Source organism: Streptomyces sp. NPDC028289 (assembly GCF_055565975.1).
The window spans coordinates 1,499,349-1,512,033 of record NZ_JBVHTI010000001.1; the positions used below are offsets into that span (position 1 = coordinate 1,499,349).

A 12,685-nucleotide genomic window follows, 5' to 3' on the forward strand; every position below is an offset into this window, starting at 1 on the left:
CTGAGTCCCAGGAGCTCATATGACGACGGCCGTGGCCGCCCCGTTCCGTTTCTTCTCCCTCCAGGTCGTACGGACGAGGCGGCTCGGTCCGTCTCGGGTCCGGGTCACCTTCGCCGGTGCCGACCTGGCGCACTTCCACTCCCACGGGCGCGACCAGTCGCTCTCCCTGTTCATCCCGGCCGAGGGGCAGACCGAGCCGGCGGTGCCCGTCGAGCTCGGATGGGGGTCCCCCCGCTCGAGCGAAGCCGAGAGTGGGGGAGGGTGGTGGCAGGGCTGGCGCGAACTGCCCGACGACGTACGGGCCGTGATGCGGTCGTACACGCTGCGGGCGCTGCGCCGGGACCCCGACGAGATCGACATCGACTTCGTGCTGCACGGGATCGAGCCGGGCGCGGCCACCCCCGCCGGGCCCGCGTCCCGCTGGGCGGCACGGGCGTGCGCCGGGGACCGGGTCGTCCTCCTCGGCCCGGCGGTCGCCGACAACCGGGCGATCCGCTGCCGGCCGCCCGAGGACACCGACCTGGTGCTGGTCTGGGGCGACGAGACCGCCGTACCGGCCGCGACCGCCATCCTCGAATCGCTGCCCGCCGGCACCCGGGTACGCGCCTGGCTGGAGGTGCCGCACGCCGGGGACGTCCAGGACGTGGCCACGGAGGCGGACGCGGAGATCACCTGGCTGGTGGGCGGCCGCGATGCCGTGGCGGAGATCCGCGCCGCACAACTCCCCTCCTGCGCGCACCCGTACGCCTGGATCGCCGGGGAGTCGGGGCGGGTGAAGGAGCTGCGCCGGCATCTCGTCGGCGAGCGCGGGATCGACCGGCGCCGGGTCACCTTCGTCGGGTACTGGCGACAGGGGCTGACGGAGGAGCAGCTCCGGGCGGCCGGCGAGTAGTTACGGCTGTCGACGTGACGGCTGTCACGAGAAGGGTAGTGCTTCACCGCGTTACTTAGGTTAGGCTAACCTAAGTGGAGCGATGGCTCCCCTCCCCCGCACGGATCGTCCCGGAGGACCCCCTCATGCGCTCGCACCTGCTCAATGACCTCACAGCGGAGCAGTACCGCCGCTCCGTGACCGAAGGAGTAGAGCGGGTGGCGGCCAAACTCGCCACCACCGACCGTCCGTTCACGGGTGTCACCGTCGACGCCCTCTCCCCCCGCATCGACGGCATCGACCTCGACCGGCCGCTGCACGACACCACCGCGGTCCTGGACGAGCTGGAGGACGTCTACCTCCGGGACGCCGTCTACTTCCACCACCCCCGCTACCTCGCCCACCTCAACTGCCCGGTGGTCATCCCGGCGGTGCTCGGCGAGGCGGTGCTCTCCGCCGTCAACTCCTCCCTGGACACCTGGGACCAGTCGGCCGGCGGCACCCTCATCGAGCGGAAGCTGATCGACTGGACGACCGCCCGCATCGGCTTCGGGGACGCGGCCGACGGCGTGTTCACCTCCGGCGGCACCCAGTCCAACCTCCAGGCGCTGCTGCTGGCCAGGGAGGAGGCGAAGCCGGGGCCGGGAGAGTGGGAAGGGACGGTCAGCCTGGGCAAACTGCGCATCTTCGCCTCCGAAGTCAGCCACTTCAGCGTGAAGAAGTCGGCGAAACTGCTCGGCCTCGGCCAGGACGCGGTGGTCCCCGTCCCCGTCGGCGCCGACAAGCGGATGCAGACCGTCGCCCTCGCCCGCGAGCTGGAGCGGTGCGAGAACGACGGCCTGGTGCCCATGGCGGTCGTCGCCACCGCCGGCACCACGGACTTCGGCTCCATCGACCCGCTCCCCGAGATCGCCGGGCTGTGCGAGCAGTACGGCGTGTGGATGCACGTCGACGCGGCCTACGGCTGTGGGCTGCTCGCCTCCCTGAAGCACCGGGACCGGCTCGCGGGCATCGAGCGCGCCGACTCGGTCACCGTGGACTACCACAAGTCCTTCTTCCAGCCGGTGAGCTCGTCCGCGGTGCTGGTCCGGGACGCCTCGACCCTGTGCCATGTCACCTACCACGCGGACTACCTCAACCCCCGCCGCATGGTCACCGAGCGCATCCCCAACCAGGTCGACAAGTCCCTCCAGACCACCCGCCGCTTCGACGCCCTCAAGCTGTGGATGACCCTGCGCACCATGGGCGCCGACGGCATCGGCGAACTCTTCGACGAGGTCTGCGAGCTGGCCGAGGAGGGCTGGAAGCTGCTCGCGGCCGACCCGCGCTACGACGTCGTCGTCGAGCCGTCCCTCTCCACCCTCGTCTTCCGCTACATCCCGGCGGCCGTCACCGACCCGGCCGAGATCGACCGCGCCAACCTGTACGCCCGCAAGGCCCTGTTCGCCTCCGGCGACGCGGTGGTCGCGGGCACCAAGGTCGGCGGCCGCCACTACCTGAAGTTCACCCTGCTCAACCCCGAGACCACGACGGCCGACATCGCCGCCGTCCTCGACCTGATCGCCGGCCACGCCGAGCAGTACCTGGGAGACTCCCTTGACCGCGCGTCCTGAACACCCGTCCAAGACCTATGACTTCGTGGGCATCGGGCTCGGGCCCTTCAACCTCGGCCTCGCCTGCCTGACCGAGCCGATCGCCGAACTGGACGGCGTCTTCCTGGACTCGAAGCCCGACTTCGAGTGGCACGCCGGCATGTTCCTGGACGGCGCCCACCTCCAGACCCCGTTCATGTCGGACCTGGTCACCCTCGCCGACCCGACGTCCCCCTACTCCTTCCTCAACTACCTGAAGGAGAAGGGCCGGCTGTACCCGTTCTACATCCGCGAGAACTTCTATCCGCTGCGGGTCGAGTACGACGACTACTGCCGCTGGGCGGCGCACCGGCTGACCAACGTCCGCTTCGGTACGACGGTGACGCAGGTCCGGTACGAGGACGACGTCTACGTCGTGACGACGGCCGCCGGGGAGACCTACCGCGCCCGACACCTGGTCCTCGGCACCGGCACCCCGCCGCACATCCCCGAGGCCTGCCGGGGCCTGGGCGGCGACTTCATCCACAACTCGCGCTACTTGCGGCACAAGCAGGAACTCCAGTCCAAGGAGTCGATCACGCTGGTCGGCAGCGGCCAGTCCGCCGCCGAGATCTACCAGGACCTGCTCGGCGAGATCGACGTCCACGGCTACCGGCTGAACTGGGTGACCCGCTCCCCCCGCTTCTTCCCGCTCGAATACACCAAGCTCACCCTGGAGATGACCAGCCCGGAGTACGTCGACTACTACCACGCGCTGCCCGAGGCGACCCGCTACCGGCTCACCGCCGAGCAGAAGGGCCTCTTCAAGGGCATCGACGGCGACCTGATCAACGAGATCTTCGACCTGCTCTACCAGAAGAGCCTCGGCGGCCCGGTCCCCACCAGACTGCTGACCAACTCCTCCTTGCGGGCGGCCGCCTACGACAACGGCAGGTACACGCTGAAACTGCGCCAGGAGGAGCAGGGCAAGGACTACGAGATCGAGACCCAGGGCCTGGTCCTGGCCACCGGCTACCGGTACGCCGAGCCCGAGTTCCTCAGGCCCGTCCGCGACCGGCTGCGCTACGACACGCACGGGAACTTCGACGTGGCCCGCAACTACGCGATCGACGTCACCGGCCGGGGCGTCTTCCTGCAGAACGCCGGCGTCCACACCCACAGCATCACCAGCCCCGACCTGGGCATGGGCCCCTACCGGAACGCGTACATCATCCGCGAGCTGCTCGGCTCGGAGTACTACCCGGTGGAGAAGACGATCGCCTTCCAGGAGTTCGCGGTATGACCACGATGACGACGACTTTCGCCTTCCGCGCCCTCGACCCCCTCCGGGACGCCGAGCTGGTGCACCGCTGGGTCACCCACCCCAAGGCGGCCTACTGGATGATGCAGGACGCGAAACTGGAGGACGTCGAGCGGGCGTACATGGAGATCGCCGCCGACGAGCACCACCACGCGCTGCTCGGCCTCGGCGAGGACGGCCGGGCCGCCTTCCTCATGGAGTACTACGACCCCGTCCACCGCGAGCTGGTCGGGCTGTACGAGCCCGAGCCCGGCGACGTCGGGATGCACTTCCTCACCCCCGCCACGGACACCCCGGTGCACGGCTTCACGAAGGCCGTCATCACGGCCGTGGTGGCCCGTCTCTTCGAGGACCCGGCGACCCGCCGGATCGTCGTCGAGCCGGACGTCGGCAACAAGGCCGTGCACGCGCTGAACGAGGCCGTCGGGTTCGTGCCCGTACGGGAGATCCAGAAGCCGGAGAAGAAGGCGTTGCTGAGCTACTGCACCCGGGAGCGGTTCGCGAGGGCGGTGGCCGCCGTATGACCCTCGCCGACGCCGTGGCCCACCTCTCCCCCGAGCGCTGGGAGAAGGCCAACCGGCTGCTGATACGCAAGGCGCTCGCCGAGTTCGCCCACGAGCGCCTGATCACCCCGGAGCCGGACGGGACGTCGTACGTCGTCCGCAGCGACGACGGGCTCACCCGCTACCGCTTCACCGCCGTCCGCCGCGCCCTGGACCACTGGCAGGTGGACGCCGGCTCCATCTCCCGTACCCGCGACGGCACCGAACTTCCGCTGGCGGCGCTGGACTTCTTCATCGAGCTGCAGAAGTCGCTGGGCCTGAGCGACGAGATCCTGCCGGTCTACCTGGAGGAGATCTCCTCCACCCTCTCCGGTACCTGCTACAAGCTCGCCAAGCCCCAGGTCCCGGTCGCCGAGCTCGTCAGCAGCGGCTTCCAGGCCATCGAGACCGGGATGACCGAGGGCCACCCCTGCTTCGTCGCCAACAACGGACGGCTCGGCTTCGGTGTCCACGAGTACCTGTCGTACGCCCCCGAGACCGCGAACCCGGTGAGGCTGGTGTGGCTGGCGGCCCACCGGTCACGGGCCGCGTTCACGGCCGGGGTGGGGATCGATTACGAGTCGTTCGTACGGGACGAGTTGGGCGCGGCGACCGTCGAGCGGTTCGACGGCGTCCTGCGCGACCGGGGCCTGGACCCCGCCGACTACCTGCTGATCCCGGTCCACCCCTGGCAGTGGTGGAACAAGCTCACCGTCACCTTCGCCGCCGAGGTCGCCCGCGAACACCTCGTCTGCCTGGGCGAGGGCGACGACGAGTACCTGGCCCAGCAGTCCATCCGGACCTTCTTCAACCGCTCGCACCCCGGGAAGCACTACGTCAAGACCGCTCTCTCGGTCCTCAACATGGGCTTCATGCGCGGGCTCTCGGCCGCCTACATGGAGGCCACCCCGGCCATCAACGACTGGCTGGTCCAGCTCATCGACAACGACCCGGTGCTCAGGTCCACCGGGCTGTCGATCATCCGGGAGCGGGCGGCCGTCGGCTACCGGCACCTGGAGTACGAGAAGGCCACCGACCGGTACTCGCCGTACCGGAAGATGCTGGCCGCGCTGTGGCGGGAGAGCCCGGTCGCCTCCCTCCGGGAGGGCGAGTCCCTGGCGACCATGGCCTCCCTGCTCCACGTGGACCACGAGGGCGCCTCCTTCGCAGCCGCGCTGATCGAGCGGAGCGGGCTGCCGGCGCGGGAGTGGCTGCGCGCCTACCTCCGGGCCTACTTCACGCCGCTCCTGCACAGCTTCTACGCCTACGACCTGGTCTTCATGCCGCACGGCGAGAACGTCATCCTGGTCCTGGCGGACGGTGTGGTGCGGCGGGCGGTCTACAAGGACATCGCCGAGGAGATCGCGGTCATGGACCCGGACGCGGTGCTGCCGCCGGCGGTGGAGCGGCTGCGCGTCGACGTCCCGGAGGAGAAGAAGCTCCTCTCGATCTTCACGGACGTCTTCGACTCCTTCTTCCGCTTCCTCGCCGCGAACCTCGCGGCCGAGGGGGTGCTGGCGGAGGACGACTTCTGGCGGACGGTCGCCGAGGTCACCCGCGAATACCAGGAGTCGGCTCCCGAACTCGCCGACAGGTTCGCGCAGTACGACATGTTCGCGCCCGAGTTCGCCCTGTCCTGCCTCAACCGGCTCCAGCTGCGCGACAACCGGCAGATGGTGGACCTGGCGGACCCGTCGGGCGCCCTCCAGCTGGTCGGAACCCTGAAGAATCCCGTCGCGGGGTTCTGATCCAGGCCGGCGGGCTCCCCCGGGTACGGTCCCCGGGGGAGCCCGCCGGCGACCGGGACGGGGCGAGACCGCCTTCCGGTGCTCCGGTGGAACAATCCTGCCGTGGCGGAAATCATCCAGAAAGACGGCACTTGGGCCTTCGACGGCGCCGCGCTGCGGCTGACTCCCGGGCGGGACAAGAACGTCGGGGTGCTGCGACGGGCCCTGGGTGAACTGGTCGTGCCGCTGGGCGCGCTGGCGGGGATCTCGTTCGAGCAGGGCCGCCGGCAGGGGCGGCTGAGGCTGCGGCTGCGGGACGGCGCCGATCCGCTGCTGCACGCCACCGGGGGCCGCCTCGCCGAACCCCACGATCCCTACCGGCTGACCGTCGAGCCGGACCGGTACGGGGTCGCCGAGTACTTCACGGACGAGGTGCGCGACGCGCTGCTCCTGGAGCAGGTGCCGGGCACGCCGGTGAGCGAGTACCTGCTGCCGGGGCCGCCGCTGCCGCTGTCGGTCTCCGCCGGGGACGGCACGGCGTCGTTCGACGGGGAGCGGGTGCGCCTGGAGTGGAACTGGAAGACGGAGGACGTCAAGGCCGCCGCTGGTCCGCGCACGCTGGCCCTGGCGGACATCCTCGGCGTGGAGTGGCAGCCGTCCGCCGGGCTGGAGAACGGCCATCTGCGGTTCCGGGTGACCGGTGCGCCGGCCCGGGAGCGGGCCAAGTACGACCCGAACGCGGTGGAGCTGTGGGGGTTCAGGCGGGATCCGCTGATGGCGCTGGTCGCGGCGGCGGTGCAGGCGCGGCTGCCGCATCCGTCGGCGGCCGTCGTCCCGGAGGCGTCCGGGGAGCCGGGGGCGCCCAGGGCGTCCGAGGCCGATCACGACGCGTTGCTGCGCCGGCTCCGCGAGCTGGGTGAGCTGCATCGCGAGGGGGTGCTCACGGACGAGGAGTTCACGCTGGCCAAACAGGCGGTCCTCAAACGCTTGTGAGGACCGCCTGCGGAGCCTTACTTGGCCTTGCGCGCCACCGTGAAGTGGTCGATGCGGTCGCCGGTCTCGGCGATGCCCGACACCTTCAGCTTGGCGTACTGGCCGCGCGGGGCGGGCTCGACGTCGACGCGCAGGAAGGAGTAGTTGAGGTAGCGCACCCGGGACCAGGTGACGGTCTCGTTGACCTTGCCGTCCTTGGTGTTGATGAAGGAGGCGACGGAGTCGACCTCGTTCAGGTGGCCCTCGTAGGAGTCCGGGGCGGTGAACGCGTAGAGGCTGCGGCCGGCCGCGCCCGCGGTGACGTAGACGACACCCTCGGTCTCGGAGTAGGCCGTCTCGCCGATCGGGAGCTTCTTGACGACGGTGTTGCCCTTGATGACGTCGGTGCGCTCGTACTGGTGGTTGTGGCCGTTGATGACCAGGTCCACCGTGTACTTCTCGAACAGCGGCACCCACTCCTGTCGCACGCCCCCCTCCGAGGCGTGCGCCGTGGAGGTGCAGTACGCGCAGTGGTGGAAGAACACGACGATGAAGTCGATGTCCTTCGAGGCGCGGAACTTCTTCAGCTGCGCCTCGAACCACGTGGTCTGGGTGCCTCCCGAGATGCCCAGGTTCGCCGGGATCTCGAAGGAGACGTCGTTCGGGTCGAGCGAGATGATCGCCGTGTTGCCGTGGACGAAGGAGTAGACGCCCGGCAGGTTCTTCTTGTCCGGCCCGTTGTCGGGCAGGGTGAAGCGGGCCTCCTCGCCGCCGTAGCCGTTCGGCGAGTACCAGGCCTCCATGTCGTGGTTGCCGTACGACACCATCCACGGCACGGACTTGGCGACCGACTCGGTCTGGGCCAGGAACTGGTCCCAGGTGCGGGAGTCGAAGACCGTGTCCGAGGTCTTGCCCTGGCCGGCCGGGTCGGCGTAGGCGATGTCACCGGCGTGCAGGTGGAAGCTGGGGTTCTGGCCGAGGATCAGGCTGTCGTTGGCCAGGGCGTGGTAGCTGACGCCCTGGTCGCCGAAGGCCGTGAAGGTGAACGGCTGCTTGTTGCGGGGCGCGGTGGTGAAGGTGCCTATCGTGCCGGCGAACTGCGGCGAGGCCGGGTCGAAGCCGTCGTGGCCGACGCCGTAGAAGTAGGTGCGGCCGGGCTTGAGGTTGGCCAGCTTGGCGTGCACGTAGTACTGGGTGTGGTCGCCGCTGGCGCCGATGCCGGCCGGGGTGTACAGGGTGCGGATCTCGGCGTCGATCTTGACCGAGAGGTGCGAGGCGTGGGTGCCGATGCGGACGAAGGGCTTCTTGACCGCGACCGGGACCTGCCAGGAGATCGTCATCTCCGTGCTGGCGTCGTTGCCGAAGGCGAGGTGGCGGCCGAACGGGGCGACGTAGGCGCCGTCGACGTACTCGGTGGCGGGGGCGGAGGACTGGGTCGGGACGGCGGCCTGGGCGGTGCCGCCCAGGCCGAACGAGCCGCCCGTGACGGTGCCGAGCGTGACGGCGCCGCCTCTGATCATGGAGCGCCGGGAGAACTTGGCGCGGAGGTACTCGTGCTGCTCGGCCATGCTCATGCGGTCGGCGAGCTCATCGGGTACGCCCATACGAGGAATGTCCATGGCGTCTGAAAATCGTCTCCACAAGCAACGTGGCGCAAGACACAGGATGGACAGGCTGCGAACAGCACCCCATAAGAGATTCAACAGCCTGTTGCCCGGAATCGGGCAGGATTCTTGCGAAACCGGCGCCGGTACCCGAGGATCTACCGGGTGCACGACGAACTCGTTGATCATCTGATGCGGTCCTCGCCCCTGAGCCGGGGCGAGGCGCTGCGGGTGATCCAGGACGTGCTCGCCTACTTCGACGAGACGACGGCGGACTACGTCCGTCGCCGCCACCGCGAGCTCCAGGCCGAAGGCCTGGTCAACGCGGAGATCTTCGACCGGATCGCGGCGGACCTGAAGTACAGGGCGGTCGCCCCGCCGGAGCTCACCCTCCGGCAGCTGCGTCGCATGGTCTACGGATGACTACGGCTTAGGGATACGGAACACCTATATATGTGCGGAATTGTCGGATACATCGGTAAGCGCGACGTCGCCCCCCTCCTCCTCGAAGGTCTCCAGCGGCTGGAATACCGCGGTTACGACTCGGCGGGCATCGTCGTCTCCGCGCCGAAGACGGCCGGCCTGAAGATGGTGAAGGCCAAGGGCCGGGTCCGCGACCTGGAGGCCAAGGTCCCGGCGCGGTTCAAGGGCACCACCGGCATCGCCCACACCCGCTGGGCCACCCACGGCGCCCCCTCCGACGTGAACGCCCACCCGCACATGTCGGCGGACCAGAAGGTCGCCGTCGTCCACAACGGCATCATCGACAACGCCGCCGAGCTGCGCCGCAAGCTGGAGGCGGACGGTGTGGTGTTCCTCTCGGAGACCGACACCGAGGTCCTCACCCACCTGATCGCCCGCTCCCAGGCGGAGACCCTGGAGGAGAAGGTCCGCCAGGCGCTGCGCCTGATCGAGGGCACCTACGGCATCGCGGTCATGCACGCCGACTTCCCCGAGCGGATCGTGGTCGCCCGCAACGGCTCCCCGGTCGTCCTCGGCATCGGCGACAGGGAGATGTTCGTCGCCTCCGACATCGCGGCCCTGGTCACCCACACCCGCCAGATAGTGACCCTCGACGACGGCGAGATGGCCACCCTCAAGGCCGACGACTTCCGCACCTACACCACCGAGGGCACCCGGACGACGGCCGAGCCGACCACCGTGGAGTGGGAGGCCGAGTCGTACGACATGGGCGGCCACGACACCTACATGCACAAGGAGATCTTCGAGCAGCCCGACGCGGTCGACCGCGTGCTGCGCGGCCGCATCGACGACCGTTTCTCCACCGTCCACCTCGGCGGCCTCAACCTCGACGCCCGCGACGCGCGCGCCGTGCGCCGCGTGAAGATCCTCGGCTGCGGCACGTCGTACCACGCGGGCATGATCGGCGCCCAGATGATCGAGGAGCTGGCCCGCATCCCCGCCGACGCCGAGCCGGCGTCGGAGTTTCGCTACCGCAACCCGGTGGTCGACCCCGACACCCTGTACATCGCCGTATCCCAGTCCGGTGAGACGTACGACGTGCTCGCCGCCGTCCAGGAGCTGAAGCGCAAGGGCGCGCGGGTGCTGGGTGTGGTGAACGTGGTGGGCTCGGCGATCGCGCGGGAGGCGGACGGCGGGACGTACGTGCACGCGGGCCCGGAGGTCTGCGTGGTGTCCACCAAGTGCTTCACGAACACAACGGTCGCGTTCGCGTTGTTGGCGCTGCACCTCGGCCGCATCCGCGACCTCTCGGTCCGCGACGGCAAGCGGATCATCGAGGGCCTGCGCAAGCTGCCGGCCCAGATCTCGGAGATCCTCGCTCAGGAGGCGGAGATCGAGAAGATGGCCGCGGAGTACGCCGAGGCCCGCTCGATGCTCTTCATCGGCCGCGTCCGGGGCTACCCGGTGGCCCGGGAGGCCTCCCTGAAGCTCAAGGAGGTCTCCTACATCCACGCGGAGGCGTACCCGGCGTCCGAGCTCAAGCACGGCCCGCTGGCCCTCATCGAGCCGGCCCTTCCGACGGTGGCGATCGTCCCCGACGACGACCTCCTGGAGAAGAACCGCGCGGCCCTGGAGGAGATCAAGGCCCGCAGCGGCAAGATCCTGGCGGTGGCCCACCAGCACCAGGAGAAGGCGGACCGCACGATCGTCGTCCCGAAGAACGAGGACGAACTCGACCCGATCCTGATGGGCATCCCGCTCCAGCTCCTCGCCTACCACACGGCGAAGGCGCTGGGCCGGGACATCGACAAGCCCCGGAACCTGGCCAAGTCGGTGACGGTGGAGTAGGGGTCATCCGGTCGCGTTGACTGTGCGGGTGCGTGGGGGTTGCTCGCGCAGTTCCCCGCGCCCCTAAAAGACCAGGGGCGAGCGCCCCTTCAGGGGCGCGGGGAACTGCGCGGCCCGCCCCCACGCACCCGCACGGGCCGACGAAACCGAACGGACCCCCACGTGTGCCACCAAACCACGGGGGGTCCGCTCATTGGATCGCCGGGGTAGCCCAACTCCCCGGCGTCGGCTGCCATATCAGCCGTGGGCCGTCACCCCCCGACCGGCAGCCCGCCCCGGCAGCACCGTCGGCCAGTGCGCGAGCGCGGCCGTCGCGGCGTACCAGGCCACCGCCCCCGCCGCCACCGCAACCCAGCCGCCGACCTTGGTCAGTGACGAGCTGTCGGCGAACTGCGCGACGGCGAGCACGAGCATCGCCAGGAACAGCAGCCCGTGCATGGCCTGTCCGAGCTGGTCGCCGCCCGCGAGGGTCAACGACAGGGCCACGAGGGCGAAGAGGAGCAGGAAGAGCCCGGCCCCGTTGGCCGAGGCGTGGCCGCCGGACGAGACGGCCCAGGTGAACCAGAGGGCGCCGAGGGCCACATAGCCCGTGCCGTTCGCGGCGTCACGGTCGCGGAAGGCCAGCAGGCCGACCAGGAAGAGGGCGACTCCGCCCACGTAGTGGGCGATTGACACGGCGTCAGAGGTGGTGACGTTGTCGATGACACCGGTGGTGCCGAGTCCGAACGCCAACAGGGTGATTCCCAGGGCGAGTCGACCGGCCACGGTGGTGGTTCCGCTTCCCGCAGAGACGTCGTTGTCCACGGCGGGCTCCCTTCATGCCTTGTGCAGTTGTGCGCGGTGACCGATATATGCCCTTCACAAGGGCACAAACACCTCTGCACGCCAGGAATTTCAGGCGCTGCACAAAGAGAGCCGGACCGTTCCCACGGCGCATCTCACCTGGGAGAACGTGGAGTTACGGAATGACAACGACAGGGCGCTTGGCCCGCTTGGCGAGCCGCCCGGCGACGGAGCCGAAGATTCGCCCGACGATCCCGTGGGTCGACCCCACGACGATCGCGTCGGCCTCGTACTCCCGCCCCACCTCTTCGAGTTCGTGGCAGATGTCACCGCCGCGCTCGACGAGGATCCAGGGCACCTCGGCCAGGTACTCGGCGCAGGCGAGCTCCAGCCCGAGCACCTCCGTCCGGTGGTCCGGAACGTCGACGAAGACGGGTGGCTCGCAGCCGGCCCACACGGTGGTCGGCAGTCGGTTGGCGACGTGGACGATGATCAGCCCTGCACGGGAGCGGTGTGCCATGCCGATCGCATAGGCGAGGGCGCGCTCACTGGAGGTGGAGCCGTCGAAGCCGACGACCACTCCGTGCTTGAAGGCGGGATCGCAGGAAGGGCGTGCCTCTTCCGCCGCCAGCGCATCGGCCGCCGTGGGGTCGGCGACCGGCCGCTTGCGGTCCGCTGGATCGAAGAATTCGTGACCGGCCATGGCTGTCTCGGCGTTGTGATCCTTGTGTGGGAGGGACGACAGTGTGCGGCGAGCTTGTGTCCGGGAAACATCTTCCCAACCCCATACCCCCAAGGGTACGGCGGCACGCCTCCTCAGCCCAGATCCCGCGCACTCTCCGTAGGGGACCTTCCCCGGAGTCGGTTAGGGGTTCCAGGGAGCATGCACGAGCCGCGCCCGTAACGCAATGGTTGCTGCCCCGTACAGGCGGTTTGCACAGGATTCGGACAGCAGCGGGGCCACGCACGGTGACCGACCGCTCGAACGCGCGTTGATCCCGGTACGAGTGCGTCACGAGGGAG

Annotated in this window: 11 protein-coding genes; 8 read left to right on the forward strand and 3 right to left on the reverse strand. The window is 69.5% G+C overall.

Annotated features, from left to right (window positions below):
* The first annotated feature begins 19 nt into the window (after positions 1 to 19).
* The 6 genes from ACZ4UV_RS06600 (at position 20) to ACZ4UV_RS06625 (ending at position 7,025) form a co-directional block, all read left to right on the forward strand.
* On the forward strand, positions 20 to 892 hold the full coding sequence (locus tag ACZ4UV_RS06600; protein ID WP_467836075.1) for a siderophore-interacting protein: 873 nt from the start codon (positions 20 to 22) through the stop codon (positions 890 to 892).
* A gap of 125 nt (positions 893 to 1,017) precedes the next feature.
* Positions 1,018 to 2,484, forward strand: a complete 1,467-nt coding sequence (desA, locus tag ACZ4UV_RS06605) for a lysine decarboxylase DesA (protein ID WP_467836606.1) — start codon at positions 1,018 to 1,020, stop codon at positions 2,482 to 2,484.
* Positions 2,468 to 3,745, forward strand: a complete 1,278-nt coding sequence (locus ACZ4UV_RS06610; RefSeq protein WP_467836077.1) for a lysine N(6)-hydroxylase/L-ornithine N(5)-oxygenase family protein — start codon at positions 2,468 to 2,470, stop codon at positions 3,743 to 3,745. The genes desA and ACZ4UV_RS06610 overlap by 17 nt, the downstream gene beginning before the upstream one ends.
* Entirely contained in the window at positions 3,742 to 4,287 is a 546-nt protein-coding gene (locus ACZ4UV_RS06615; RefSeq protein ID WP_451020561.1) for a GNAT family N-acetyltransferase, read from the forward strand. Before ACZ4UV_RS06610 ends, ACZ4UV_RS06615 begins: the two co-directional genes overlap by 4 nt.
* Positions 4,284 to 6,053: an IucA/IucC family protein gene (locus ACZ4UV_RS06620; RefSeq protein ID WP_467836079.1), complete on the forward strand. Its 1,770-nt coding sequence runs from the start codon at positions 4,284 to 4,286 to the stop codon at positions 6,051 to 6,053. Before ACZ4UV_RS06615 ends, ACZ4UV_RS06620 begins: the two co-directional genes overlap by 4 nt.
* A gap of 102 nt (positions 6,054 to 6,155) precedes the next feature.
* Positions 6,156 to 7,025, forward strand: coding sequence for a DUF4429 domain-containing protein (locus tag ACZ4UV_RS06625; RefSeq protein WP_451022942.1), 870 nt, complete (start codon positions 6,156 to 6,158; stop codon positions 7,023 to 7,025).
* Positions 7,026 to 7,042: 17 nt separating this feature from the next.
* On the opposite strand, the gene ACZ4UV_RS06630 is transcribed toward ACZ4UV_RS06625, so the two are convergent.
* The gene (locus ACZ4UV_RS06630) at positions 7,043 to 8,608 is read right to left on the reverse strand and encodes a purple acid phosphatase family protein (RefSeq protein WP_467836082.1); all 1,566 of its coding nucleotides are present in this window, start codon (positions 8,606 to 8,608) and stop codon (positions 7,043 to 7,045) included.
* A gap of 165 nt (positions 8,609 to 8,773) precedes the next feature.
* Here ACZ4UV_RS06630 and ACZ4UV_RS06635 point away from each other — a divergent pair, with 165 nt between their 5' ends.
* Both ACZ4UV_RS06635 and glmS read left to right on the forward strand, forming a co-directional pair.
* Complete coding sequence (locus ACZ4UV_RS06635; RefSeq protein ID WP_388912219.1) at positions 8,774 to 9,031, forward strand: hypothetical protein; 258 nt, start codon at positions 8,774 to 8,776, stop codon at positions 9,029 to 9,031.
* 30 nt (positions 9,032 to 9,061) lie between these two features.
* The gene (gene glmS, locus ACZ4UV_RS06640; RefSeq protein ID WP_467836083.1) at positions 9,062 to 10,879 is read left to right on the forward strand and encodes a glutamine--fructose-6-phosphate transaminase (isomerizing); all 1,818 of its coding nucleotides are present in this window, start codon (positions 9,062 to 9,064) and stop codon (positions 10,877 to 10,879) included.
* Between the two features lie 237 nt (positions 10,880 to 11,116).
* Here glmS and ACZ4UV_RS06645 read toward each other — a convergent pair whose 3' ends face one another.
* Both ACZ4UV_RS06645 and ACZ4UV_RS06650 read right to left on the reverse strand, forming a co-directional pair.
* On the reverse strand, positions 11,117 to 11,683 hold the full coding sequence (locus ACZ4UV_RS06645; protein WP_451022997.1) for a GPR1/FUN34/YaaH family transporter: 567 nt from the start codon (positions 11,681 to 11,683) through the stop codon (positions 11,117 to 11,119).
* 154 nt (positions 11,684 to 11,837) lie between these two features.
* The gene (locus ACZ4UV_RS06650; protein ID WP_123976766.1) at positions 11,838 to 12,365 is read right to left on the reverse strand and encodes a universal stress protein; all 528 of its coding nucleotides are present in this window, start codon (positions 12,363 to 12,365) and stop codon (positions 11,838 to 11,840) included.
* Positions 12,366 to 12,685 lie beyond the last annotated feature (320 nt).

Bases quoted from the DNA above. Each gene is read 5' to 3' on its own strand.
- ACZ4UV_RS06600 (WP_467836075.1), top strand. From the start codon at position 20: ATGACGACGGCCGTGGCCGCCCCGTTCCGTTTCTTCTCCCTCCAGGTC.
- glmS (WP_467836083.1), top strand. From the start codon at position 9,062: ATGTGCGGAATTGTCGGATACATCGGTAAGCGCGACGTCGCCCCCCTC.
- ACZ4UV_RS06630 (WP_467836082.1), bottom strand. From the start codon at position 8,608: ATGGGCGTACCCGATGAGCTCGCCGACCGCATGAGCATGGCCGAGCAG.
- ACZ4UV_RS06620 (WP_467836079.1), top strand. From the start codon at position 4,284: ATGACCCTCGCCGACGCCGTGGCCCACCTCTCCCCCGAGCGCTGGGAG.
- ACZ4UV_RS06650 (WP_123976766.1), bottom strand. From the start codon at position 12,365: ATGGCCGGTCACGAATTCTTCGATCCAGCGGACCGCAAGCGGCCGGTC.
- desA (WP_467836606.1), top strand. From the start codon at position 1,018: ATGCGCTCGCACCTGCTCAATGACCTCACAGCGGAGCAGTACCGCCGC.
- ACZ4UV_RS06615 (WP_451020561.1), top strand. From the start codon at position 3,742: ATGACCACGATGACGACGACTTTCGCCTTCCGCGCCCTCGACCCCCTC.